This window comes from Paraglaciecola sp. 25GB23A (assembly GCF_040012495.1).
In the GTDB taxonomy this organism is placed as follows: Bacteria; Pseudomonadota; Gammaproteobacteria; order Enterobacterales; family Alteromonadaceae; genus Paraglaciecola.
In genome coordinates, this window is sequence record NZ_JBDYKM010000026.1 from 14,590 (window position 1) to 40,439 (window position 25,850).

Genomic DNA, 25,850 nt, shown 5'->3' on the forward strand with positions numbered 1-25,850 from the left:
ATCATTGTTTTTCATCTTTAAGCGCTTGTTCTGCGGCTTTTTTGGCTTTGGCTTTGGCCACAGCGGTGGCTATTCTGCGTTTTTTAGCATCCAAAGCTTGAGTGTCATCATCAATATTTGCAGAGGTCTGTGATGGATTGCTGGTCAGTTCAGAATCTGCAGGTGTTGGTTCATCAAAGGTACTATCGAGCAATGTAGTTTCGCCTTTTTTGGCTTTCGCTTTAGCAACTGCTGTGGCGATGCGCTGTTGTTTGGCATCCTTTGTCTCAGCCTCTGTCACCTCCTGTTGAGCGGCGTTTGCTGTCGACTCAGGTTCTAATGTCAGCGTGTGTACCATTTCTTCTATTTGCTGCGAACTGCCGCGGCTACCAGAACTTGCGGCCTTTTTGGCTTTAGCTTTGGCAATAGCCGCTTGTACACGTTCGTTTTTAGCGGTCTGCTCTAGTGTAGTGACTTGTGCTTCAACTGGTTTATCGTCATTGGCACTTGCGGCCTTTTTGGCTTTAGCTTTGGCAATAGCCGCTTGTATACGTTCGTTTTTAGCGGTCTGCTCTGGGGTACTGACTTGTGCTTCAACGGGTTTATCTTCGTTGGCACTGGCAGCCTTTTTGGCTTTAGCTTTGGCAATAGCCGCTTGTATACGTTCGTTTTTAGCGGTGTCCTCTGGGGTACTGACTTGTGCTTCAACGGGTTTATCTTCGTTGGCACTGGCAGCCTTCTTAGCTTTAGCTCTCAAAATAGCGGCTTGCACGCGATCGTTGTTGCTTGAGGGTGGGACAACTTCTGGTGCATCGTTCTGAGTCACGTCTTTAACTGACTCAGTATTATCATTGTCGTTTAATTGAGTTTGTTTCTTCTCTTTGGCCCGCGCTAATGCGGCTGCGATCCTGTCTGCAGCATTATTACCCGTTTGTGACATCGCTTGTTTTCTTGCTTCGGCTGCGAGGCGATGCTTTTCGTCTCTGGCTTCTTGGTCGGCAATCAGTCGTGCTGCGCGAGTTTCAAATCTTTCACGGGCTTTATCGGATTTTTGTTTTTCTTGCTGTTCAATTCTGACATCAGCCTTGGCAATGCGATAATAGTGGACCAAGGGGATTTCACTCGGACAAACAAAAGCACAGGCGCCACATTCGATACAGTCAAATAAGTTATATTCTTGGGCCTTGTCTAACTCTTTGGCTTTGGCGTGCCATAAGAGTTGCTGGGGTAACAAAGAGGCTGGACAAACGTCCGCACAGGCGCCGCAACGAATACAAGCCTGCTCATTATTACCGGCTAATTCATTTTTTGCAGGTACAAGAATGCAGTTTGTAATTTTAACTACCGGCACTTGTTGACTGGATAGGGTAAATCCCATCATTGGTCCACCCATGATGATCGTGGGCTTTTTTTGTTTGTTGCTTTGAAACTGACTGATATTGAGTAAGTGCTCTACAGGTGTACCAATAAGCGTCCAATAATTGCCCCGCTGGTTAACCGCTTGGCCAGTCACAGTCACCACACGTTGTATTAGAGGTTTCCCACTAAAGATAGCGTCAGCAATGGCGTAGCAGGTACCAACATTATGCATAATAACGCCGACATCCATTGGTAGCCCGCCACTGGGTACCTCTCTGTTGGTGAGCATCTGAATCAATTGCTTTTCACCGCCGGCCGGATATTTAGTTGGAATAACGCAAATACGGTATAAGGGGTTTTCACGGTAGGCTAAACGCATCGCGTCTATCGCTTCAGGTTTGTTATCTTCAATGGCAATGATGACAACCTTAGGCTCTAACAAGTGACTTAGAATATCGGTACCTTGGCGAATTTGCCAAGCATGCTCACGCATTAGCCTGTCATCTGAACTGATATAAGGCTCACATTCAATACCATTGATGATCAGAAATTCAACATTCTTTTTAGGCGCTGCTTTTATGTGGGTAGGAAATCCAGCGCCGCCCATACCGCTGATACCGCTGTCACAAATCGCACTTAATACCGCCATTTTAGGTTGATTCTGATAATCAGCTAATGGCTTGAGAGGTAACCAAGTATCAAGTTGATCGCTTTGAATTTCGATAGTTAATTCAGCAATGCCTGAGGGATGAGCTGAAACATGAGAGCCTATACTGACAATGTGGCCAGACGTTGGCGCGTGAACAGGCACAGCAAAAGGGTTCATACTTTTCGTTAGTGCTTGGCCCTTTAATACATGCTGACCCACTTCGACAACAATATGTCCTTCTACACCTATATGTTGCTTAAGGGGCACAAACAAACGAGCAGGAATAGGCAACTGAGCTATGGGTGTTTGATTAGATAATAGTTTTTGTTGAGGAGGATGCACGCCACCGGGAAAATCCCACACTTCGTTGGCATTCAACTTACTCATTACGTCGTCAAAATCACTGAACATATTCACACTTAACTTACTTGTTTAATTGGAATTGGGTTGAGCTCCCAGCGCCAAGCGGCACTATTTAATTTAACTGGCAGCATATCAATACAATCAACAGGACAGGGATCAACACATAAATCACAGCCTGTACATTCATCACTAATAACGGTGTGCATTTGTTTTGCGGCACCCAGAATGGCATCTACAGGACAAGCTTGGATGCATTTAGTGCAGCCAATGCATTCGTCTTCACGAATAAAGGCAACTTTTTTGATATCTTCGGTGCCATGAGCACTATCTAAGGATGTTGCTTCGACACCCATTAGTTCCGCCAATTTTTTAATAGTGGCTTCGCCTCCTGGGGGGCATTTATTGATGTCATCACCATTAGCAATAGCCTCTGCATAGGGCTTACAGCCGGGATAACCACATTGTCCGCATTGGGTTTGTGGTAAAATCTCGTCAATTTGTTCAACTAAAGGGTCACTTTCTACTTTAAAACGAATGGCCGCATATCCAAGGATCGCACCAAAAATAAGTGCCATTACTCCCAGTGCCAGTAGTGCGGTTAATATTGCCAAGCTTAATGACATTAAAACTTCACCAAACCGGTGAATCCCATAAAGGCAAGAGACATTAAACCAGCTGTTATCATCGCAATTGAAGCGCCTTTAAAAGGGGCGGGCACATCTGCTACAGCTAAACGTTCTCGCATCGCTGAAAACAATATCAGTGCTAAAGAGAATCCTACGGCAGCACCAAAGCCATAGATCACCGACTCGATAAAATTGTGTTGTTGATTAATATTCAAAAGAGCTACGCCCAATACCGCACAATTTGTGGTGATCAATGGTAAAAAGATACCGAGCAATCGATATAGGGTGGGGCTAGTTTTATGTACAACCAATTCGGTAAATTGAACGACTACTGCAATAACTAAGATAAAACTGAGTGTGCGCAGATAAGCAATGTCTAGTGGCAACAAAATGTAATGTTCAACCAAATAGCTAGAAAGAGAAGCTAAGGTCAAAACGAAAGTTGTCGCCATGGACATACCAATTGCTGTTTCCAATTTGCCTGATACGCCCATGAAGGGGCATAGACCAAGAAATTGGACTAATACAAAATTATTGACCAGCACGGTGCCGATAAGGAGTAAGAAGAATTCAGTCATTGTATAAAGAAAATTACTACGCTTTATTAAACAAGCTTTATTATCGGGGTTTCGATGAGTATTAACAACTTGATATTCAAAACTTTATTGCTGATTCAGCTTTATTTTTTAAATACTGGGCTATAACAAGGAATGATTAAACAAGAATTAAAAGATTGAAGCCAGCAGTCAGATATACTGAAGTGGCTCCCCCTCCCCGACTCGAACGGGGGACCTGCGGATTAACAGTCCGTCGCTCTAACCAGCTGAGCTAAGGGGGAATTTTACAGAGTTAATAGAAATTTAGTTGCCTGAGCCATCTGTTAAACTGTGATCCAGTTTTCTAGATTGGCTCCCCCTCCCCGACTCGAACGGGGGACCTGCGGATTAACAGTCCGTCGCTCTAACCAGCTGAGCTAAGGGGGAATCACATTTCTATATTGAGAGCCGATTAATTGGCTTCAATTTGCCGTTTTTCAACGGTGGCGAATGTTAATGAGACAGTGGCCCACTGTCAACACTCAAAACAACAAAATCCGCAATCTTTTTACGATCTGTGTAAACCTTGCACAATTGTTGCTTTTTATTTGCACTGCAGGCTTTTTTTTAAGCACTTTGTTTGGTTTTTGTGCACAAGTAAGACGCACAAATTAAGTGCAATATTTTTTGTTTTTTTAGTTCTCTGCATATAACTAAAAGATATTAAAAACTTGTTGAGTACTGTTTTAGTATACAGTGCTTAACAAAAATGTAACCTTTTGAGGCCTTGCTGAAGGTTAGTGTTTACCAACTAAACATATTGACTATCTCAAGCCAAGGTCACGTCCTACTTGTGTCTGACTTAGTTATCCACGAAAGCTGTGGATAAAGTTGTGGGTTAAATATTTTGCACTAGAGTTTTGAGTTTCAAATGATTGTCAATCGCTATTATTAAAAAAAGCATTATTTAATAATTATCTATAAAAAACAGTTAGATACGTTTTTTTATGGTTTTTAGGTTTTTTATTTCACCCGTATTAGTTTAGATTTCAAACTCATGTTAGCTTGTGTGTTGTTTTATAAGGAAAAAATAAATTCATCATTATTTTACATTACTTCCAAAAATATTTTCATCAAAGTCAAGCCTTAAATACAGTAATTTTAATGAAATATTTAGTCAAAAGAGGGCTTGCATATTATTTAGAAGAATAACTTTGTTGCTATTTAGCTACACTTTACTCAAAAAAATAACTGAGATTTTTTCAGTCATTAAAAGCAGAATTAATGATAATTGCGCTAAGGATATCGCGTACCATTAGTGTCATAATTATTGGTGTTTGTTAAAAATAAACATTTAATCAATCGCTTAACGTTTTGTGGCTGTAATAGGGGATGATTTGAATTTGGTGGTGCTCCAGGGAAGCAGCAAAGATACGCCTGACTTAACTTTATTTTACTTATCTGTGTGAGAACAAACTTGAATAAAACCCCTAGTTCAGGTCCTGACTTATTAAATCAGGATATAGCAAGTACCTTGAAGTCGATGACCATCCCCATGATTGTGGGCATGATTATGCTCATGACTTTTGGACTAGTCGATACGTTTTTTATCGCGATGTTAGGCACCGATGAACTAGCTGCTATTAGTTTTACCTTTCCTGTTACCTTTACAGTTATCAGTCTGAACATAGGCCTGGGCATAGGTACATCGGCTGTTATTGCCCGATTACTTGGGGCGAAATTACATGAACAGGCTAAAGAGACCGCTACCGGTGCGCTGATGTTGTCTGCCTTACTTGCAGTGATTTTGGCTATCGTTGGCGTATTTTCAATTAAGCCTATCTTCACCGCTATGGGAGCGACAGCCCAAGAACTCGTGCATATTAAAGATTATATGTATGTTTGGTATGCCGCAGGCGTATTTTTAGCTATGCCCATGGTAGGTAATAGTGTTTTGCGCGCATCCGGTGATACTAAAACGCCTAGCTATATTATGGCTTTTGGTGGATTGGTCAATGCGGTACTTGACCCATTATTGATCTTTGGCTGGGGCCCAGTTCCGGCTTTTGGTATTCAGGGGGCTGCCATTGCGACTTTGATTGCTTGGGCCATTGGTTTGTTTTACATCATTTATTTATTGGCAATCAAACGTCATTTGATGCTGCCCAGATTATTGACCTTAATAGAATTGAAGCGTAGCTGTGGTGGCATTTTAAAAATCGGACTACCTGCTGCTGGTGCCAATATGCTTACCCCCATTGCAGCAGGTATTGTAACTTCATTTGTTGCAGGTTACGGGCAAGTTGCCGTTGCAGCTTGGGGGGTAGGTGGTCGACTGGAATCCTTAGCAAGCATAGTGGTGTTATCATTGTCTATGTCTTTACCGCCCTTTATCAGTCAAAATTTAGGCGCTAATAAGCTAGAACGGGTGCAACAGGCCTTTAATTTAAGTATTAAGTTTATTGTGTTTTGGCAGATTGCAGTCTATGTCGTGGTGGCACTTTCCGCTGGCTTCTTAGCCAATATATTCACAGACGACGCTGAAGTTGCAGATTTAATTAAATTATTTTTGCTTATTGTGCCATTAGGTTATGGCTGCCAAGGTGTGATTATTTTAGCTAACTCTTCTTTTAATGCTTTGCATTTGCCTCTGTCTGCGCTGGGATTAAGTATTGTGCGGCTTTTTGTGGTTTACGTACCTTTTGCCTTTATTGGTAGTCAACTATTCGATCTACAAGGAATTTTTGTTGCAGCGGTATTGGCCAATGTTATCGTCGCTAGTGTGGCCTTTATTTGGTTTACGCGCGTAATCAAAAACAAAATATTGCAAGTGAGAGTTGAATGAGTGAACCCCTAACAATGAGTCGATCTTTTGAATTAAGGTCAAATTATTCTCCTGCCGGTGACCAACCAAAAGCCATTAAAGCCCTAGTCGAAGGTTTGGAAGATGGGCTAGCTCGGCAGATTTTGTTGGGTGTAACGGGTTCTGGTAAAACGTTTACTATGGCCAATGTAATTGAAAAAATGCAGCGGCCCACCTTAATCCTAGCCCATAATAAAACCTTAGCTGCACAACTGTACGGAGAAATGAAAGAGTTCTTTCCTAATAATGCGGTAGAATATTTTGTTTCTTATTACGATTATTATCAGCCTGAAGCCTATGTTCCTTCGAGTGATACCTTTATTGAGAAAGACGCCTCTATAAACGAGCACATTGAACAAATGCGTCTGTCAGCCACCAAATCATTGATGGAAAGACGGGATGTTATTATTGTTTCCAGTGTGTCGGCTATTTATGGTTTAGGTGATCCTGAGTCCTATATGAAAATGTTAGTGCATTTTCGTGTGGGCGACGTTATGGATCAACGTGACATACTGAGGCGTTTGGCAGAAATTCAATATAAACGCAATGATGTGGCCTTTGAGCGCGGTACCTTTCGGGTGCGAGGTGATGTTATTGACGTGTTTCCTGCAGATTCTGAGCGCCATGGTATTCGCGTTGAATTATTTGATCAGGAGATAGAGCGTATCAGTGTTTTTGATCCGCTAACAGGAGCGGTTGAAAAAACGGTTACTCGAGCAACAGTGTTTCCCAAAACTCATTATGTTACTCCCCGTGAAAAGATTTTGTCGGCCATTGAACATATTAAAGTTGAATTAAAAGAGCGTCGTGCGCAACTTTTATCTGTGAACAAGTTGGTGGAAGAACAACGTATTAGCCAACGCTGTCAATTTGACATCGAGATGATGCAAGAGTTAGGTTATTGCTCTGGCATTGAAAACTACTCGCGTTATTTGTCAGGTCGTCCACCCGGTGATCCACCGCCGACTTTAATTGATTATTTTCCAGCCGATGGTTTGCTGTTTATTGATGAAAGCCACGTAACCGTTTCGCAAATTGGCGCCATGTATAAAGGCGACCGTTCGCGCAAAGAAACCTTGGTTGAATATGGCTTTCGTCTACCTTCAGCTCTTGATAACAGACCTTTAAAATTTGATGAATTTGAACGTATCTCGCCACAAACTATTTACGTGTCGGCAACGCCGGGTAAATTTGAGTTAGAGCATGTGCCTGATGATATTGTTGAACAAGTTGTTAGGCCTACAGGCTTGGTGGATCCATTAATTGAAATTCGACCGGTTGGCACTCAGGTGGATGACTTATTGTCAGAAATTCATAAATGTGTCGCCGTTAACGAAAGGGTGTTAGTAACTACCTTAACTAAACGTATGTCTGAAGATCTTAGTGATTATTTAGATGAACATGGGGTAAAAGCGCGCTATTTGCACTCCGATATTGATACGGTTGAACGCATAGAAATTATTCGTGATTTGCGCATCGGTAAATTTGATGTATTAGTAGGGATTAATTTATTACGTGAAGGCTTGGATATGCCCGAGGTATCACTGGTGGCTATTCTTGACGCTGATAAAGAAGGATTCCTGCGTTCAGACCGTTCGCTCATTCAAACCATTGGTCGTGCCGCTCGACATCTTAAAGGTCGTGCCATTCTGTATGCCGATCGTATTACCGGTTCAATGCAACGGGCGATGGATGAAACCGACCGTCGCCGAGAAAAGCAAACAGCTTATAATCTAGAACATGGCATTGTACCTACCCAGATGTATAAAGCCGTGACCGATATTATGGATGTGGGTGATGGTGGGGATGATGGTAAGGTTAAATTGCGCAAAGTGGCGGAGTCGAGTGGCCGTTATAAGTCAATGAACACCTCGCAACTAATGCAAAAAATCAGTGAGCTTGAAAAGCAAATGTTTAAATTTGCTAAAGAGTTAGAGTTTGAAAAAGCCGCTAACCTGCGTGACGAAATCGAAATGTATCGACAACAACTGGTTAAGTTATCCTAATAAACGCAATATCGGGCTGATACAGCCCGAACACCTAAAATTTTCATTGTATTGAGGCTATCACTTTTCTAAGATGTAGTTTAGTATCAATAATTATACCTATAAGTGGTGCTGAGTATGTTGAACCGTCTGCAAGAATCCGATATCAAACTATTACGCGTTTTTTATGCTGTAGCGTCATGTAATGGTTTTACCGCTGCCGAGCCTGTATTGCGTATGCAACGGCCGAATATTAGTGCCGCTATTAAGAAGTTAGAAGAGCGTTTAGACTTGGTTTTATGTCATCGTGGCCGCGGTGGCTTTCAAATGACCAAAGAAGGTGAGGTGGTTTTTCAAGAAACCAAACGCATATTTAATGCCTTTGACAATTTCGTGTTTAACCTCAAAAGTTTACATGATGATTACTCTGGCCACATTACTTTGGTTATGATGGCCGGTTTACCGCTTTCCTATCATTTGGCTGTCAGTAAAGCAGTTAAAAGTACCATGAAAAAGTTTGTTGATATTCATGTCAATATACAAACTCGCTTGTATAACGAAGTCGAGCATGTGGCGTTATCGGGGGAGTGCCACTTGGTGCTGTCAACTTACGATATGTTAAAGCCAGAATCGGTGACCTTTCACACAACTAGTGTGACTTGCCATGGACGTTTGTACTGTGCACCTTCGCATGCTTTAGCTAAATACAAAGAGCCCTTACCAAAAGGCGTGCGTATTGAAGATTACCCAGCAATCGGTATTTCAGGCTTGTCTTCAGCCAACTATATTTCTGATGATAGACGTATGGCTATACAAACCTTTTCTGATTCATTCGATGCATGTTTATCCGCTATTATGACGGGTGAGTATGTAGGCTTGCTGCCAGACTACGTATTATTGAATCAAGGTGCAGGTTTGGGTCTAGTTCCAGTGGGAGGCAGTATGTTTGAATTTAAACATGAGCTGTTTTTAATGAACGGCAAAAACACCCGTCTAAACCCAGTTCTGCGCCATCTTATTAAAGAAGTGAGTTACTTTATTCAGCAAGTGGATAAGAAATAGGCTTTGAGCTACGAGCTACGAGCACCGAGTTTCGCTCAACTAGCGCATAAATGATATACCAACAAAAAAGTCCTCGGGAGAGGACTTTTTTGTTGAAATCTTATAATACTAATTTAGTGCTTTTTCTCGCATCTCAGACTTCATAATCCAAAGGATCCGTCTTTCCATTTTGTGCAAAGGCTTCCAACCTCTCTTGGCAAGCGCCACATTTACCACAGGCCAATTCTCGGCCATTGTAACAGGTCCACGTTTGACCATAGTCTAAACCCATCTCGAGTCCAGTAGTAAGAATCGTTATTTTACTGTCATGTAAGAAAGGTGTAACAATTTCTACCGCTTCGTAATTAGCAATAGCACAAACATCATTCATCCGTTCGACAAATTCAGGGCGGCAATCAGGGTAGATTGCATGATCACCCGAATGAGCACCGTAATAGACTTTGTTTGCCCCTAGCGAAACCGCGTAACCTACCGCCATGGATAATAAAATCATGTTACGATTAGGCACTACAGTGGTAAGCATATTCTCCTGTTCATAGTGACCTTCTGCTACTGCAATATCAGCCGTTAATGACGAACCACCAATCAGTTCATTTATAGCTGAAATATCGATGATCTTATGTTTAACCTTCAAGTTGTGGCAAGCCTGAGCGGCATAGTCGAGCTCCTTTTTATGCCTTTGCCCATAATCAAAAGACAAGGCGTACACGTCGAAACCTTGTTTTACGGCCATATTTAATACAGTGAAAGAATCCATTCCACCAGAAAATATCACTACTACTTTAGTTGCTGTCATGTTTAGCTTCTTTATCTAACTACAATTGGTTAAGATCTTAAGTCATCTATAAAGTAATTCCCATAGACCAGTGACGAAAACCTGACACAAATAAGGAAGGGCATTGAGCCAGTACAAAATAAATGAAGTTTTTGAATCTATTCAAGGTGAGGGCAGCTTTACCGGCGTGCCCTCTATTTTTGTGCGCCTCCAAGGTTGTCCGGTTGGCTGCCCATGGTGCGACACTAAACATACTTGGACCCTTGATAGTCAATTAGAGCGCAGTGGGCCTGTTGTCATGGCTGAGCAGGGCGAGTCGTCTCATTGGTTTAATCATACAGTAGAACAATTACTGGCTTTGTTTACCGAGCAAAACTACCGCGCTAAACATGTGGTTATTACCGGCGGTGAGCCTTGTATGTATGATTTAATCCCTCTATCGAGTCGTTTAATCTCCTTAGGTTATTCGGTGCAAATAGAAACTAGTGGCACGTATGAAGTTCTCACTCATGAAAATACTTGGGTTACCGTGTCGCCTAAGGTCAATATGCCAGGGGGAAGAAAAGTCTTAGCTAGTGCTATGCAAAGAGCAAATGAGATAAAACATCCCATTGCCATGGAAAAACATATTGAAGAATTAGATCAAACTTTAATCTTGTTAGAAGATAAACCACAACCTGTGATTTATTTACAACCTATTAGTCAGCAAAAACGGGCGACTGAGCTGGCTATTAAAGTGTGTATTGAGCGTAATTGGCGCTTGTCATTGCAAACTCATAAGTTTATCGGCATAGAATAGGAATATTGTGACTATATTGGAGAAGGATGAATTAAGCCGGTTTTTGATGGATTTTGCTGGCACTTTTTTGCAAGACAAGCCGGCGCTAGCGGCAAACTACTGTGTTGTGCCGAATATTATTATTGGTGAGCAAAATAAACGCGTACTTAATTCCAAAAAAGAGTTAGAAAACTTTTTTATGGGTTTTAGCGAGGTTTTGGCAATGCAGGGTATAACGAGTTTTTTGCCTATCATAAATCAAATACTGCGTTTATCTGATTCTTTATATTTCACCAATATTCGTTGGCGATTAATGGACTGTCACAATGAGGTTATAATTACATGGGCGGCTTCCTATACTTTACAAAAGACGGAAGACGGCCAACTTATGATTATCGTTACAGTTGTTGATGATGATCACCAGCAATTGAAAACAATGTTACCCACTGAATTGAGACTTTGATGATTAAAACTTGCGTAGTTTTACTGTTATTAATGTTAACAAGTGTTGATAGTTTTGCTGCATCTTGGCGAATTAACTATCCTCGACCACTGTCAGAGAGTGATAGGCGCTCTGATTATCCACTAAAACTGTTGGCCTTAGCATTGGATCAAACAGGGGTTAATTATCGCTTGATTGCCTCTGATCGTATTATGCCACAGAGTAAAGCGCTAAAACGTTTAATGGATAATCGCGAAGTCAACGTAGTGTGGAGTATGACGGATGAGCAAAGGGAAGAACAATTATTGCCTATTCGAATTCCTATCTACAAGGGCCTGATAGGATGGCGAGTTTTCATCATCCGCAAAGATATGGATTCACGTTTTAAATATATCCAAAATTTAGATCATTTACTGAAGCTTAATCCTATACAAGGTAGCGATTGGCCTGATACCAAGATATTACAAGCTAATGGTTTTGATGTCATTACCGCCACAGATCATAGCGCATTATTTAAAATGTTAGCGAATGCGCAAGGTGATTTTTTCCCACGCTCTGTGGTGGAAATTTGGGAAGAAATGAAAACGGATAATCCAGCCAATGATTTTGTGGTTGAGTCTAAATTGGGTGTGCGATATCCGGCTGCAATGTATTATTTTGTTAATAAAAACAGCGTACCCTTAGCCAACCTTATCCGCATCGGCTTAGAAAAAGCGATTCAAAACGGTAAATTTGATGAATTATTTTTAGAAGAGCATCAGGCTTATCTGGATAAATCCGAATTAGATAAACGCACGTTTTATCAATTACAAAATACTTATCTGCCGATTAAAACCCCTTTGCATCGCAAAGAGCTGTGGTTTGAAAATACAGAGCCTGTTATTCAATAAACCTGAGTTTAGCAATGGGGCTGGAAAAACAAAAAAGCCAGCGATATTCGCTGGCTTTTTAATGTAAACGCAGCGTGTTATTTGGACGCTTGCAAGTGTACGTTGCGCATTGCGCGTCCAGAGGGGTCAGCATTGGCTTTAAAGCTTGCATCCCACTCAAGAGCTTCCACTGTACTACATGCGATAGATTTTCCACTGGGCACACACTTAGCGGCGGTTTCCTGAGGAAAGTAGCCTTCAAATATGGTGCGGTAATAATAGCCTTCTTTCGTATCCGGAGTATTGATCGGGAAACGGAAAGCTGCTGAGGCCATTTGCTGGTCAGTCACCTGAGTTTCGACAAATTCTTTTAAAGAATCAATCCATGAATAACCAACGCCATCGCTGAATTGTTCTTTTTGTCGCCATAAAATTTCGGCGGGTAAATATTCGTTATTATCAAACGCTTTGCGCAGCACCCATTTTTCCATTTTGCCATCAAGACACATTTTGTCCTGCGGATTTAAACGCATTGCCACGTCCATAAATTCTTTATCAAGGAAAGGTACACGACCTTCAACTCCCCAAGCCGAGGTGGATTTATTGGCACGGGCACAATCAAACATATGCAGACGTTTGAGTTTACGCACAGTTTCTTCATGAAATTCTTTGGCATTAGGGGCTTTGTGGAAATACAAATAGCCACCAAAAATTTCATCAGCCCCTTCACCAGACAATACCATCTTGATACCCATAGCTTTAATTTTACGACTCATCAAATACATAGGAGTAGAAGCTCGGATGGTAGTCGTATCATAGGTTTCAATGTGATAAATCACGTCGCGAATAGCATCAAGACCTTCTTGCACAGTAAAGTGCACTTCGTGATGCACAGTGCCGATCATTTTAGCTACTTTTTGTGCGGCAATCAGGTCAGGTGCACCTTCTAAACCGACAGCAAAAGAGTGAAGTCGTGGCCACCAGGCTTCTGACTTATCTTCATCTTCAACGCGCTTAGCAACATATTTGGCGGCGACAGCAGATACTAAGGATGAATCTAATCCACCCGACAACAATACGCCGTAGGGCACGTCAGACATCAAATGAGTTTTGACTGCTTTTTCAAAAGCAACCTTAAGATCATCAAGATTGGTCGGATTATTTTTGACGTTTTCGTAATCCATCCAATCACGTTTATAATATTCAGTTAACTTCCCAGTTTTACTCCATAAGTAATGCCCAGGGGGGAACTCCTGCACGGTTTTACAAACAGGTACTAAGGCTTTCATTTCTGAGGCAACATACATATTGCCATGTTCATCATAGCCTGTATAAAGGGGTATAATGCCCATATGGTCACGCGCTATCAAAAACGCATCTTGTTCTTCGTCATACAGGACAAAAGCAAACATACCCTCAAGCTCGTCGATAAATTCGACACCTTTTTGTTGATACAAAGGTAGGATAACCTCACAGTCTGATTTGGTTCTGAAGTCGTATGGAGTGCTTAAATTTTTCTCAAGGGTTTTGTGATTGTATATTTCACCATTAACCGCTAATACCTGATTATTATTTCGGCTAATTAAAGGTTGAGCGCCTGTATCAACGTCGACGATAGCCAAACGTTCATGACACAAAATGGCATTATTATTATTCCATATACCTGACCAATCAGGGCCACGGTGGCGCAGCAATTTGGAAAGCTCTAACGCTTGTGTTCTAAGTTCTGCCACATCAGTTTTGATGTCCAGAATGCCGAAAATACCACACATAAAAAAGTTTCTCTTGAGTTGCGGGTTAGATAAAATAGCTGGTTACATTGGCGGATAGTGCTTAATGAACCCCTAGGATCGCGTGAAGTTGTTGGTTTTATTCATTCTTTCGCGCCCTTGAATTTGCCAGCCTGAGCGAAAAAAGCAAGCGGAAACTGTAATTTTTTTACACTAGCTAATTATCGCAAAGTATAACGCGGGTTTATTGCTGCTTTTATCGACAAATTGGCCCTTAAAAAAGGCAAGGTTTGTGGCCTTGCCAGTTATTATTTTACGTAACTGTCTTATTGTTTACGTTGAAATTCGCTGGTGGGGCTCCACTTGGGCCAATCTTCTGAATTAGCTAACATGTAGCCAACTTCAAATAGCAATTGCCCATCCTCTACTATGCCGCTTAAGTCCCAATTGTCACGAAATTGATCGCACACTTGATGATAACACCCTGTCACAATCACATTAGTGCGTTTGCGATATTTAGCCGTGGCTTCATCAATGGGCTCATCGCCACCTTTAGCGTACAGAGCAGGTACACCTTGTTGCGCAAAGCTGAAATGGTCTGAGCGAAAATAAATCCCTGCTTCAGGACGACTTTCTTGCACCAGTATACGATTTTGGCGCATTGCCGCTTTAGCTAAATAATTTTCAAGTTCAGATTTTCCCATACCGACCACTGCTACATCTTTGGTACGCCCCAATACACTTAAAGCGTCCATGTTGATATTTGCGACCGTGTCTTTTAAAGGAATAATGGGATGTTCTGCATAATATTTAGAACCTAACAAGCCTTGTTCTTCGGCGGTTACAAACAAAAAGCTCACCGAACGCTGCGGTTTTACACTGAGTGCAGAGTAGGCTTTAGCTAGTGCTAAATTCGCCGCTACGCCGGTAGCATTGTCATGGGCACCATTATAAATTTGATCACCGTCTTTACTACTGTCCTTTCCGAGATGATCCCAATGTGCTGAGTAGATTATGTGCTCTTGGGGATGAGTCACTCCGGGCAGCGTTGCCAGAACGTTATAACTGGTCGACTTTTTTAGGCTACTGTTAATCGTCACTGACGCTTTTAACGCTAATGTTTGATGATGGGGGCCCGCTAAGGCGAGCTGCTTTTGTTCCGCAAAATTTAATCCTGCGTCGGCAAATACCTTTTGCGCAGCCTCAGTAGTAAGCCATCCTTCAACCGCAACCCGACTCGCATTACCGTCTTTACTGACCAAACTATATTGTGGACCACTCCAACTATTGGCCACTACCGACCAACCATAAGAAGCGGGCACTGTTTCGTGCACAATAATAGCAGCGGCGGCACCTTGGCGACTTGCTTCTTCATATTTGTATGTCCAACGACCATAATAAGTCATCGTTGTACCTTGAAATTTACCACTTTGGGGCATTTCAAAACCGGGGTCATTCACTAATATCACTACGGTTTTGCCTTTAACATCGATACCTTCGTAATCGTTCCAACCATATTCAGGGGCATTGACACCAAAACCAACAAAAACTAACTCTGAGTCCTTAAGCTCGACACTGGTTTTTTCTCGCTTAGTGGAGACGACCATATCTTGTTTATAGGTAAACTGGTTTTCTCCAATGTGTAAAGTCATATCAGGAGCGGCGGTTATTTCGACTAAATCAACGGCTTGTAAAAAGCTATCGCCGTTACCCGGTTGTAAACCTAGCGCCAACAATTCAGTGCTTAAATAATCTAAGGTCAACTGCTCACCCTTACTGGTAGGTGAGCGGCCTTCAAATTCGTCAGAGGCTAGGATTTGCATATGGCGTTTTATATCTGCGCTATTAATCTGTTCGTAAACGCTGAGGAAATTATCAGATTCTGGAGTAACTGTTTCTGCTTGTTTTGAACATCCGAGGTTTAGTAACAGGGACCCCAGCAGCAGCAAGCCGGTTTTGTTGTAAAGTTTCATACATTACTCTTATAGTTATAGTGGCTTCGCATTATACTGCCTTATAACTTGCGACTTAAACTTTTTATTTAGCCTATGACATCGAATTGGAACGCGCCCTTAGTCGCTCAGCAAACGACATTGCCCTTTGCACAATTAACTGGCCTTTTTAATTTAGAGCAATTTACTCAATGGCCCAATGCACTGGGCTTGAATCAATTAAAAAACCAAATTTTAGCTGACTCTCTAATTTGCCCTGATTTTGTCTGCCAATCACAGTTAATTGAAAGTGATGAATATTATGAGCAGACTATTTATCAACACAAACGTGTGCCCACGCGAGCAGATAGCTGGCATGACTTATTTAATGGTCTGATTTGGCTGCAGTTCCCGAAGACTAAAGCACTGCTTAATCAGCAACATATTGAAGATATTAATCAATATGGACTTAATCCCCGCACACTAAGACGCAATAACCTGACTCATTTTGATGAGTGCGGGGTTATTTTAGCGGTCGAAGAAGGCTTTGAGTTTTTACTTGAAGCACTGAGCCAGCATCAATGGCATTCTGTGTTTGTAGTACATCGAGCATTATGGAGTGAAAAAATACACAGTGTTGTCTTTGGTCATGCAAATTTAGAAATGTTATTACATCCTTTTATCGGCTTAACGGGAAAGTGGCTGGGACTGACAGTAGACTCAGGTTTTAGTCAATTGCCCTGCAATCAGCAGCGCAGTGTGCTGGATGACAAACTGTTCAGGCAAATTAGTCAAAGCAATCTGTTTGGTCAAAAAAAACCACTATTTCCCATTCCCTTATTGGGGATACCCGGATACTACAGGGAAAATAAACAAGATGCGTTTTATCAAAATACTGATTATTTTCGACCCAAATCAGTTTTACTTGTCAAATAGCTTAAAACAACAGTAGCAGCAACCAAAGACCCCAGATAAGCACATAAGGTCCAATTGCAATCCGATAAATTTGTTTTTTTGCTAGGCTTGTCCACTGGCTTAAACCGACAGTGGTTAAGTATATGATCCAAATGTATTCTAATTTGAGTGACTCAAATAAACCAAACCAAGGAGAGCGTATATCAACTGAAAAAATGAAGGCCAATGAAGTTAGTTCCAATACGGTTTGGGATAATTGCGGTGATTGAGAAAACCATATAACGACGCAGGTCAAAAGTTGTACCGCGACTAAAGGTAAACTGATCCACCAACAAAAACCAAACCAATCGGTAAAGCCTTGAACACATTCTTCGTCCATTTTAGCGCATTGATTCAAATAGGCCGCCATAAAGGCATTAAACAACACAATTTTAAACATCAAACCTAAACTTAAGCTAAATAATAGAACGTTGCCTTGTTCCATGCCATCGCGCATCGCTTTAACCTCTGCGGGACTGACATCTTTTGCAATAAGTTGCAGCATCGAGTCGATAAACCAATTTACGTCGACCACATTAAGATAACTGTAGATAGTCAAAAAGGTTGCACCCGCCACCAGAAAAAATGGCACCCATGACCAATTGTCGGTTGTTTTTATTTTTGCAAACACACCATTAGGTTTGAGTACAATATTTTTACAGGCTTGAAAGGGATTACTAAGGGATTCCATGTGGTGTTTCTCATTGGTGTTTCTAAAGGCCGATTTCACGTATATTGGCTTATTATATCTGTGTCGCAATAATAGATGATTGTTACATAGTTTATTTTACTTTCTTGTGTAATAAATTCAATCTGTTACTGATGTTAGAAAGGTCACAATCTTTTAAGGGAAATGGAATGATAGAAATTTTGCAATTAGCTAAAAAATTTAAGGTGGAAAATCCTAAAAAACTGAGTGAACAAGAAAAGAAAGATCCTCGTTTGAAAGGGCGCTTTTTTCATTCAGTTATGGATGTATCTTTCAGTTGTGAGCAAGGTCAAGTTCTTGGCTTGTTAGGGCCAAATGGGGCAGGTAAGACAACAACCTTACGTATGTTGTCTACGGCCTTGAAACCCGATTCAGGTAGTCTGACCATTAATGGCATAAATGTATTGACCAAGCCTTTGTTGGCTCGTCAAAAAATTGGTTTTTTGTCTGGTTCAACCGGTTTGTATGGCCGACTCACTGGGCGGGAAAATATCGAGTACTTTGGTCAGCTGCATGGTTTATCTGCTAATAAAACAGCACAGCGGATTGAAGAATTGGCTGACTTACTGGACTTGCATACCTTTCTTGACCGTCGCTGTGAAAACTATTCAACCGGGATGAAACAAAAGACTGCAATTGCACGTGCAGTGGTGCACGAGCCTGAAGTTGTGATCCTTGATGAACCTACAACTGGGCTAGATATAATGGCAACCCAAACGGTGTTGGACTTTATCAGGCGTTTAAAAGAGCAAGGTACACCGGTTATTTTTTCAACTCATCATTTAGATGAAGTAGATGAACTATGTGACAAAGTAGTTGTTATTGACAAAGGCCTCACCATGTTTGATGGAGATACTACAGCATTTAGAGCACTCGCTGATGGATCTTTGCATCAAGCATTTATGGCCAGTATTCAAAGCCCAACTGCAAATATTTAAGGAGTGAGTTATGTGGTTAGTATTTTTAAAAGAGTTGAAAGAGTTAGTTCGCGATAAAAAAACCTTGTTTTTTATGATCGCCTTACCCCTATTAATATTTCCTTTGATCTTTGGTGGTGTGGCTTTTGTCACCAAACAAGCCATTGAAAAGGCTGAAACTAAGGTGCTTAAATATGCGGTGGTTGGTGGGGAATATGCGCCGATTATCACCGAAAAATTAGAGCAACCAGCGAAATTTGAAAAGGTTGATATCGGTTCCCAGAGTGATTACACCAGCCTTATTCGTAACGAAACTATTGATTTTGTATTGATTATTCCATCGTCTTATAGTGAGGAAGTGCTAGGTAATGGCCAGTCAACGATTCAGTTGTATTTAAATGACGCTGGACTGAATCTGGTTTACCAAAGAGTAAATGAAATTGTTAAAGAGCAAGCTGATGCCTCTCAACTTCTGGCCTTTGCCAGCTTGGGACTTGATGCAAATCAACAGCAAGCCCTACTTGAGCCTATTGTACTAGAAAAAATTAATACCGCGGATGATCGTGAAAACTGGGGTGAAAAAATTGGTGGAATGCTGCCGTATCTGCTGTTTATTTTGTGTTTACAAGGCGCCATGTTTCCGGCCACGGATATTGGGGCTGGGGAAAAAGAACGAGGCACCTTAGAGACCTTGTTAATTTCACCTATCGATAGAAATAAAATTGTATTTGGGAAGTTTTTTACCATTGCCTTTGCCGGCACCATGACAGCCCTTATCACCGTTGCCAGTATGGCAGGCTGGGGCTTAGTACTCAGTCAAGGCATGGCCGTTAAATTTGTAGCTGATTTTATGGGACAAATAGGCGTGATTGATTTTATCCTGATCTTTTTAATGTTGGTGCCAGTGGTCGCCATTTTTGCTGCGGTACTGCTTAGTATTTCAATATATGCCAAGAGTTTTAAAGAGGCTCAAAGTTATATGGGGCCGCTGGTGATTTTTGTCATTATTCCGGTTATTTTGGCCTTGTTGCCTGGGGTGGAATTAAAAGGTGGATGGGCTTGGGTGCCGTTAACAAATGTAGCATTAGCTATGAAAGAGTTAGTCAAAGGCACGATGGACTATTACCAATTGATTGCAATATTTGGCTCAACGGTGCTTATTGCAGGGGCTTTAATCGGCTTTTGTGTGTATTGGTTTAAACAAGAAAAGGTCTTATTTAGATAGATATGCTTAAAAACCAGAGCTAGAAACTTAGGCTTAAAAAAGCCACTGTAATTTTATTACAGTGGCTTTTTTTATGTTCATAGCTTTGGTAAATGGCACCATAATGTAAACGGTCTCATTTTTTTACCTTTTTAGTAGGTTTTTTTGTGTTTTTTTAAATCCATACAAAACAGTAGCTTAAAGTATTTTTGCTGTTATCACTTTTCAACTGTTAAAAAAATGTTGCTATTGTTAGCGCCTTGCTTTACTTTTGTTGTAAGCGCTTACATTATGATGTAATTCATGGTTGAAGCCTGTCAGTACTTGGCTTTTACAGTTAAAAGCACAGGTAACGTTTTAGCAATAAGAGCTGCCGCTGAATACTCTGGATTTTTAAGTTTAATGCGTATTCGGTCAAATATTTTATTGATTTGAGGTGGCTGGTTATTCACCACTTACCTGCTGACTCACTTAGTGTTTGGTAATCAGACTTGTGTTTAGACTTGTCGCAAACAACGAATGTTCACTCAATCGTTGTTAGCAATAAGGCTAAAGACTGACTGCATTTCGCTACCCCTATTTTTATAGATAGCAAACTCGGTTTATATTGATTTGCTGTTTAGTTAAGGAAAATTTAATGAAAACAAAACATGGTATTGGTTCTTTCAATAAAACGTTGCTCGCTGTCTTTATATCAACATCCTTGGTAGCTTGCGGCTCTAGCGATGATACACCAATTGATGAAACCCCCACTAATGCAAGTCCTGTCGTCACAAGTTCAGCCAGCTTATCCGTCATTGAAGGAGAGAGTTATTCTTATACCATAGCAGCAACTGACAGTGATGGTGATACCTTAACGTTTAGTGTCGGCAGCATGCCTTCATGGTTAAGTTTTAATGCCACAACCGGAGTGCTAAGCGGTACACCGGCAACAGCCGACGTCGGCACCCATTCTATTGTACTAAGTGTTTCTGATGGCAGTGAAGTGGTCAGTCAGACCTTTTCACTAGAGGTATCGGCCTTCGTCGCTCCAAACTCAGCCCCAGCTGTTACCAGTACTGCACTCACTAGTGCAAAAGTTGGAACGGCATATTCGTATACAATGACCGTTTCTGATGCTGAAAATGATACTTTGGTGATGTCGTCAGTTGCAGCTCTGCCTGCATGGGCTCAATTTGATGCGGCAACAGGTGTACTATCGGGTACGCCGGATGTTACTGGTGATTTTAGTATTGAACTGTTGGTTAGTGATGGCAGTGATTCAACAAACCATAACTTTACTATTACAGTAAGTGAAGCGAGTGCGTCTAATGTTGCCTTAGTGGTGTTTGAAAATACAGCCCTGCCTCAGTGGGCTGCGTGGGATTGTTGTGGTAGCACAACGCCGGGCTTAGTCACAGATGATGCTGCACACGATCAGGTCACTGAATTTACTATTAGTGGCAGTACTGTAGTTGGGTTTACCGCGCGCGCTGATGATGGTGCAGTTGGGGGAAGCCCATTCAATGCTACAAGTATTACTCCTAGTGGCACCGTCTCTTTTGACCTGAAACTGACGAAACTGCCAGATGCTGGCGTAGTTGATTGGAAATTCAAAGTTGAAAGTAATGGTGGTGCAAGCAATGCTGAAGTTAATTTATCCAGCAGTCAAGAAGGTCATACGACTCCAGTCCTAAATACATGGCAGACCTATACTTTTAATCTAGCAAATTTAGCCGCTGCGGGACTTGATACTAGTGCCATTGATTTGTTTATGGTTTTTCCAGTTTGGGGATCAGGCAACGGTGCTGAGTATTATATTGATAACTTAAGTGTTTTCGATGGTGGTGGAAACTACGGTTCAAATATTAGCGGTGGTAGCTTAGTCATTGATATTACTCAAGGTATTGATTTTGAGGGAACGGAAGCTGAACAAACAAATTGGGAAGCCTTCGAAAATGGTGATCCCTCACCCGCATTAGAATTTGTTACTAACCCCAGTCTAGTGGGCAATACCTCAACGGGTGTAGCTAAGCTTACGCCTTTAGCCTCAGATCCTTGTTGTGGGAAATATGCCGGTGTTGTTACTCATCAAGTTCAGCCATTTACCCTTTCTGCCAGTAATGCGCTGGTTAAGATTTGGGTATACAAAGACAAAATAAGTCCAGTAGGCGTTAAATTTGAAAAATTCAATGGTGACGGTTACGGCTCACATGGCGAACTAACTGCTACTAATACCAAAATTAACGAGTGGGAAGAACTTACGATTGATTTTACCTCGCAAATTGGTTTGCCTGAAAATACCGGTATTTCAGGGATTGCCATCTTCCCCGATATGGTAGACGGCAGAACAAGTAATGCTGTGACATATTTAGACAACCTTACTTTTACGAGCAATGGGGCTGGTGGTACAGGAGGTGGTGGAGATGGCTCACCTCTAGTAAGCAATGGTGACTTTGAATCAGGCACAAGTGGCTGGATTGGCGCGGTAAACGTGGTCGCTGATGGCGCCAATAACGTTTTTCAAGCAGAGGTGTTAACAGCTGGTAACCCTTGGGATGTAAACTTAAGTCAAGTGATGACGCTAAGTCAAAATACTAGTTATGAATTAACCTTCAAGGCAAAAGCCTCGATTGACCGCAACATACTGGCCGGTTTAGGACTAAATGCAGACCCTTGGACCAATGTGACGGAAACAGTAGCCTTAACCACATCATGGCAGACTTTTACCTACACCATCACAACAACTGGTTTTGGTGATGCAAACAGTCGTGTATTGTTCGACTTAGGTGCAGATACGGGTATTGTTAATATTGATGATGTCAGTGTAACTGAGACCACGGCCAGTGGTGGCGGAGATGTCGGCGGCGGTGATGGCAGTGCTCCTGTGACAGTTGATTTCGAAAATGGCGGTTCAGGCAATACTGGTTTCACTTGGGCTGTATTTGAAAATGATGACAACCCTGCTGTTGAATTTGTTAGCAATCCAGACAGTGCAGGTATCAATACTTCCAATACGGTAGCTAAATTTACTGCTCGTCAAACAGGTCAACCTTGGGCCGGCACTGAAACAGCCCATGGTGATATAGCAACGTTTACCTTAGATAGTACTAACAGCACCATAAAAATAATGGTCTATAAAACAGTTATTAGCGATGTGGGTATTAAGTTTGCAATAGCTAATGGTGGTGCTCAGCCTGAGATAAAAGTGGCTAATACTTTGGTCAATCAATGGGAGGAATTAAGCTTTGATTTCTCTGGCTACATTGGATTGACTGAGGCGATTAATATTGACCAACTGATTATTTTTCCTGATTTCAATACTGCGGGAAGAGCAAGTGACACTGTTACTTACTTCGACAATGTCACGTTTGGCAATTAATACTTAGCTAGTGATTAATTTAGTTAATGGATGACTAGTTAAAGGCTTACAACAATAAGTTGTAAGCCTTTTCAGCAAGAGAAGTATGTATGATTTCAAAATTTTTAAGTAATAAGAGTAAGGTGACTAAGCGACTTACTGGCTTGTTAGGTTTATTCCTCTTAGGCGTTAATCACGGCGCTATTGCTGGTTGGCAGGTGCAATGGATTGATAGCTTTTCGGGCAGCGGGGTTAATTTACAAAATTGGACTGCGCAAATTCAAGCCAACTATAACAACGAAATTCAATGTTACACCGACGATGATAGTTCAGCAGACAGGAACTATGAAGTATCAGACGGCACGCTAAAAATTATCGCACGTCGCCAAACGACTAATTGTGTTGGTCTAGGCGGGCAACAAAAAAGTTGGACTTCAGGTCGTTTAAACAGCAAAGACAAAGCCGAGTTTTTATATGGCCGTGTGGAAGCTCGCATCCGTTTTTTAAATCTAGAAAGGGGTACGTGGCCCGCTTTCTGGATGCTCGAAAATCGTATTGCTGAGGATCCTAAGAAAAATGATAATGACTTCATTAATTGGCCTAATCCTGGGGCAGGTGAAATTGACGTTTGGGAGTGGTTTTCTAATCGGCCAGACAGTTACATCACCAACTTTTTTAACACCAGCGGTTGCGGTTCTGAGGCTCTGTATAATTATCCCGGCGGTTCTGCTGACGTAAGTCAATGGCACAAATATGCGATTGAACGTTCAGCCACTACGATCGAATTTTTTATTGATGACATACTGGTCACCAGTCATGATGTAACTAACTGCGCACAGTACAAAGAGCCTATGTTTGTTCTATTAAATGTGGCTATTGGCGGCAACTTAGGTGGAAGCGTTGACCCAACACTTAATAAAGCGACGATGGAAGTGGACTATGTTGCGCATTGTACCCAGACCCAGACTAACGATTTCGCCTACTGCGACGAATCAACTGCCAATGATCTAGACGACGATGCTGACGGCGTGCTTAATGCCAATGATTTATGTCCTGCTACATCGATTGGGTCGAATGTGGATGAAGTAGGTTGTGCTGATGATCAAGAGGTGAATATAGCCCCTGTTATCACGCTAAAACTTGAACAAAATGGTATTGAAGTCACTCAGATTGAGTCTGCTAATGGCTTGGTGACTATTACCGCACAGGTAAGTGATGCGAATGCACAAGACAGCTTTGTACTTGATTGGCAAACATCTGCATTGAGCAGTGCGAATATTAATGACCTAGAGCTTAGTTTTGAGCCGATAAATTTGCTAGCAGGCTCTTATACTATTAGCGTTCAAGCGACTGATGATGGCAACCCCAGCTTAAAGAACACTGCCTCACTAACCTTTGATGTTAAGGCCAACCAGCCCCCTACAGCCAATATAAGTTTGTTGACCGGGTCGGCCGATGCAGGTAGCACGGTTGAGTTGTCCGCGGCGAGTTCAAGTGATCCTGATCAAAACAGTCTGACTTACCTTTGGACGCAAACAGAGGGACCTGTGCTTAGCCTGATCAATGCCAGTACTGCGGTCGTTTCTTTTGTGGCTCCTGCACTCACTGAAGACAGACAAGTCACTTTTTCTGTTGAGGTGTCGGATGGACAACTAAGCGACTATGCAACAATCAGTGTAATGTTGCTAAAGTCAGCGACTAGTGCAACGCCAACAGAGACCTCTGGAGGAGGCAGTATGGGTTTAACACTGATTTTTGTTTTGTTTATCTACTTCGTACTTACCACCTTTGTAATGAAAAAAGAGCCAAATAAAAGGTCGATCCGCCAGACAAAAGTAAAGTGAAAGTAGGATTCAGAATAAGTCTTTTTGTTCTTTCTGATGACTAACCAAGCTTAAATTTGGCAGAGCATTTTGAGGATACAATTGATTAAAATCCTCAACGAATGACTGCGCTAGCCAAGGGGCGTCTTTGTTGTCTGGCATATGGAAAAACAAGGTTGGATGTTTTCCTTCATCCAACCACTGTTTAATTTTATGCAGCCAAGGTCGATAATAGGGTTTTGTCTGGGCAATATCTGTTTGTCCTACAAAGCGCACAATTGGCCTTTGTGCTGTGGCTATCACATGAGTAGGCACCCTAGGCTTTTTAGCTTGTACCTCGCGAATAAGTGCGCTCTCATGCGCTGGATATTGCTCTGCAGCACAAGCAAATAAGCCCCGTGTATCCATTATTACTCGATCAATATGATGCATTTTAAATAATCGGTTAACCGCGATCTCAGCCTCACCCTTAGCAAAAAATTCAAGATGTCTAAGCTCAACAGCCAATGAAAAATGTGAGGGGAAATGCTCAATAAAATGCTGCAAACTGGGTAGTTGGGCAGGAGAAAAGCTGGCAGGAAGCTGCAGCATCACTAAGCCTAACTTTTCGCCAAGCACGTTAAAATGCTCAAGTGCTTGTTCCAACAATCCAGCACAATTATCTAATTTACTCTCATGGCTAATAGTGCGCGGTAGTTTAAGAGAAAACCTGAAGTGTTCTGGAACCGAGTCTGCCCATTTGTGTAAAGTAGCTTTCTCGGGTAAATGATAAAAACTACTATTGCCTTCGATACTGTTGAAATAGCGGCTATAGGATTCAAGTGGGTTAATCTGTCTAGACTTAGCCGGATAAATATGACCAAACCACGAAGGGTGGGTCCAAATTGGACAGCCAATATAGCAATGCTTCATGTTTAATTTTCACCCCCTTTAAAAAAGCCCTCGATGGCGAGGGC

At 41.7% G+C, this 25,850-nt stretch carries 19 protein-coding genes and 2 tRNA genes; 11 read left to right on the forward strand and 10 right to left on the reverse strand.

All coding sequences use genetic code 11. From position 1 onward, the window contains the following. Window position 1 precedes the first annotated feature (1 nt). The 5 genes from rsxC to ABKW31_RS20015 all read right to left on the reverse strand — a co-directional run bounded on the left by rsxC (window position 2) and on the right by ABKW31_RS20015 (window position 3,959). Window positions 2-2,398, reverse strand: coding sequence for an electron transport complex subunit RsxC (rsxC, locus tag ABKW31_RS19995; protein WP_348618362.1), 2,397 nt, complete (start codon window positions 2,396-2,398; stop codon window positions 2-4). An 8-nt stretch (window positions 2,399-2,406) separates the two neighbouring features. After that, the gene (gene rsxB / locus ABKW31_RS20000; protein ID WP_348618363.1) at window positions 2,407-2,973 is read right to left on the reverse strand and encodes an electron transport complex subunit RsxB; all 567 of its coding nucleotides are present in this window, start codon (window positions 2,971-2,973) and stop codon (window positions 2,407-2,409) included. Continuing rightward, the gene (gene rsxA / locus ABKW31_RS20005) at window positions 2,973-3,554 is read right to left on the reverse strand and encodes an electron transport complex subunit RsxA (protein ID WP_348618364.1); all 582 of its coding nucleotides are present in this window, start codon (window positions 3,552-3,554) and stop codon (window positions 2,973-2,975) included. The genes rsxB and rsxA overlap by 1 nt, the downstream gene beginning before the upstream one ends. A 183-nt stretch (window positions 3,555-3,737) precedes the next feature. Then, window positions 3,738-3,814, reverse strand: a tRNA-Asn gene (locus ABKW31_RS20010). A 68-nt stretch (window positions 3,815-3,882) separates the two neighbouring features. Next, a tRNA-Asn gene (locus ABKW31_RS20015) sits at window positions 3,883-3,959 on the reverse strand. 1,096 nt (window positions 3,960-5,055) lie between these two features. Between ABKW31_RS20015 and ABKW31_RS20020 the strand changes: the two genes are divergently transcribed. The 3 genes from ABKW31_RS20020 (at window position 5,056) to ABKW31_RS20030 (ending at window position 9,422) form a co-directional block, all read left to right on the forward strand. After that, a complete protein-coding gene (locus tag ABKW31_RS20020) occupies window positions 5,056-6,357 on the forward strand; it encodes an MATE family efflux transporter (protein WP_348618395.1) in 1,302 nt (433 codons plus the stop codon). Window positions 6,358-6,371: 14 nt separating this feature from the next. Next, window positions 6,372-8,381, forward strand: a complete 2,010-nt coding sequence (gene uvrB, locus ABKW31_RS20025; RefSeq protein WP_348618396.1) for an excinuclease ABC subunit UvrB — start codon at window positions 6,372-6,374, stop codon at window positions 8,379-8,381. 117 nt (window positions 8,382-8,498) lie between these two features. After that, window positions 8,499-9,422 carry a LysR family transcriptional regulator gene (locus ABKW31_RS20030; protein WP_348618365.1) on the forward strand — a complete coding sequence of 308 codons (924 nt, stop codon included), beginning with the start codon at window positions 8,499-8,501 and terminating at the stop codon, window positions 9,420-9,422. A gap of 133 nt (window positions 9,423-9,555) precedes the next feature. On the opposite strand, the gene queC is transcribed toward ABKW31_RS20030, so the two are convergent. Then, window positions 9,556-10,218: a 7-cyano-7-deazaguanine synthase QueC gene (gene queC / locus ABKW31_RS20035; protein WP_348618366.1), complete on the reverse strand. Its 663-nt coding sequence runs from the start codon at window positions 10,216-10,218 to the stop codon at window positions 9,556-9,558. A 103-nt stretch (window positions 10,219-10,321) separates the two neighbouring features. Here queC and queE point away from each other — a divergent pair, with 103 nt between their 5' ends. From queE to ABKW31_RS20050, 3 genes are read left to right on the forward strand one after another with little or no spacing between them, the layout of a single operon-like run. Further along, window positions 10,322-10,996 carry a 7-carboxy-7-deazaguanine synthase QueE gene (gene queE / locus ABKW31_RS20040; RefSeq protein WP_348618367.1) on the forward strand — a complete coding sequence of 225 codons (675 nt, stop codon included), beginning with the start codon at window positions 10,322-10,324 and terminating at the stop codon, window positions 10,994-10,996. 7 nt (window positions 10,997-11,003) lie between these two features. Next, window positions 11,004-11,438 (forward strand): hypothetical protein, encoded by a 435-nt coding sequence (locus ABKW31_RS20045; protein ID WP_348618368.1) that lies wholly within the window; start codon window positions 11,004-11,006, stop codon window positions 11,436-11,438. Beyond that, the gene (locus ABKW31_RS20050; RefSeq protein ID WP_348618369.1) at window positions 11,438-12,307 is read left to right on the forward strand and encodes an amino acid ABC transporter substrate-binding protein; all 870 of its coding nucleotides are present in this window, start codon (window positions 11,438-11,440) and stop codon (window positions 12,305-12,307) included. Before ABKW31_RS20045 ends, ABKW31_RS20050 begins: the two co-directional genes overlap by 1 nt. Window positions 12,308-12,384: 77 nt before the next feature. Here the strand turns inward: ABKW31_RS20050 and asnB are convergent, their stop codons facing one another. Further along, entirely contained in the window at window positions 12,385-14,058 is a 1,674-nt protein-coding gene (asnB, locus tag ABKW31_RS20055; protein WP_348618370.1) for an asparagine synthase B, read from the reverse strand. A 284-nt stretch (window positions 14,059-14,342) separates the two neighbouring features. Then, window positions 14,343-15,989 carry a M28 family metallopeptidase gene (locus ABKW31_RS20060; protein ID WP_348618371.1) on the reverse strand — a complete coding sequence of 549 codons (1,647 nt, stop codon included), beginning with the start codon at window positions 15,987-15,989 and terminating at the stop codon, window positions 14,343-14,345. A 75-nt stretch (window positions 15,990-16,064) separates the two neighbouring features. Between ABKW31_RS20060 and ABKW31_RS20065 the strand changes: the two genes are divergently transcribed. Next, the gene (locus ABKW31_RS20065; RefSeq protein ID WP_348618372.1) at window positions 16,065-16,883 is read left to right on the forward strand and encodes a DUF3025 domain-containing protein; all 819 of its coding nucleotides are present in this window, start codon (window positions 16,065-16,067) and stop codon (window positions 16,881-16,883) included. A gap of 1 nt (window position 16,884) precedes the next feature. On the opposite strand, the gene ABKW31_RS20070 is transcribed toward ABKW31_RS20065, so the two are convergent. Then, complete coding sequence (locus tag ABKW31_RS20070) at window positions 16,885-17,592, reverse strand: YIP1 family protein (protein ID WP_348618373.1); 708 nt, start codon at window positions 17,590-17,592, stop codon at window positions 16,885-16,887. Window positions 17,593-17,759: 167 nt separating this feature from the next. Here ABKW31_RS20070 and ABKW31_RS20075 point away from each other — a divergent pair, with 167 nt between their 5' ends. The 4 genes from ABKW31_RS20075 to ABKW31_RS20090 all read left to right on the forward strand — a co-directional run bounded on the left by ABKW31_RS20075 (window position 17,760) and on the right by ABKW31_RS20090 (window position 24,915). Further along, window positions 17,760-18,548, forward strand: a complete 789-nt coding sequence (locus tag ABKW31_RS20075) for an ATP-binding cassette domain-containing protein (protein WP_348618374.1) — start codon at window positions 17,760-17,762, stop codon at window positions 18,546-18,548. Between the two features lie 10 nt (window positions 18,549-18,558). Then, window positions 18,559-19,752: an ABC transporter permease gene (locus ABKW31_RS20080; protein WP_348618375.1), complete on the forward strand. Its 1,194-nt coding sequence runs from the start codon at window positions 18,559-18,561 to the stop codon at window positions 19,750-19,752. A gap of 616 nt (window positions 19,753-20,368) precedes the next feature. Continuing rightward, the gene (locus tag ABKW31_RS20085; protein WP_348618376.1) at window positions 20,369-23,092 is read left to right on the forward strand and encodes a putative Ig domain-containing protein; all 2,724 of its coding nucleotides are present in this window, start codon (window positions 20,369-20,371) and stop codon (window positions 23,090-23,092) included. Window positions 23,093-23,181: 89 nt separating this feature from the next. Further along, entirely contained in the window at window positions 23,182-24,915 is a 1,734-nt protein-coding gene (locus ABKW31_RS20090; protein WP_348618377.1) for a family 16 glycosylhydrolase, read from the forward strand. A 9-nt stretch (window positions 24,916-24,924) separates the two neighbouring features. On the opposite strand, the gene ABKW31_RS20095 is transcribed toward ABKW31_RS20090, so the two are convergent. Then, entirely contained in the window at window positions 24,925-25,806 is an 882-nt protein-coding gene (locus ABKW31_RS20095; protein WP_348618378.1) for a DUF72 domain-containing protein, read from the reverse strand. Window positions 25,807-25,850: the final 44 nt, after the last annotated feature.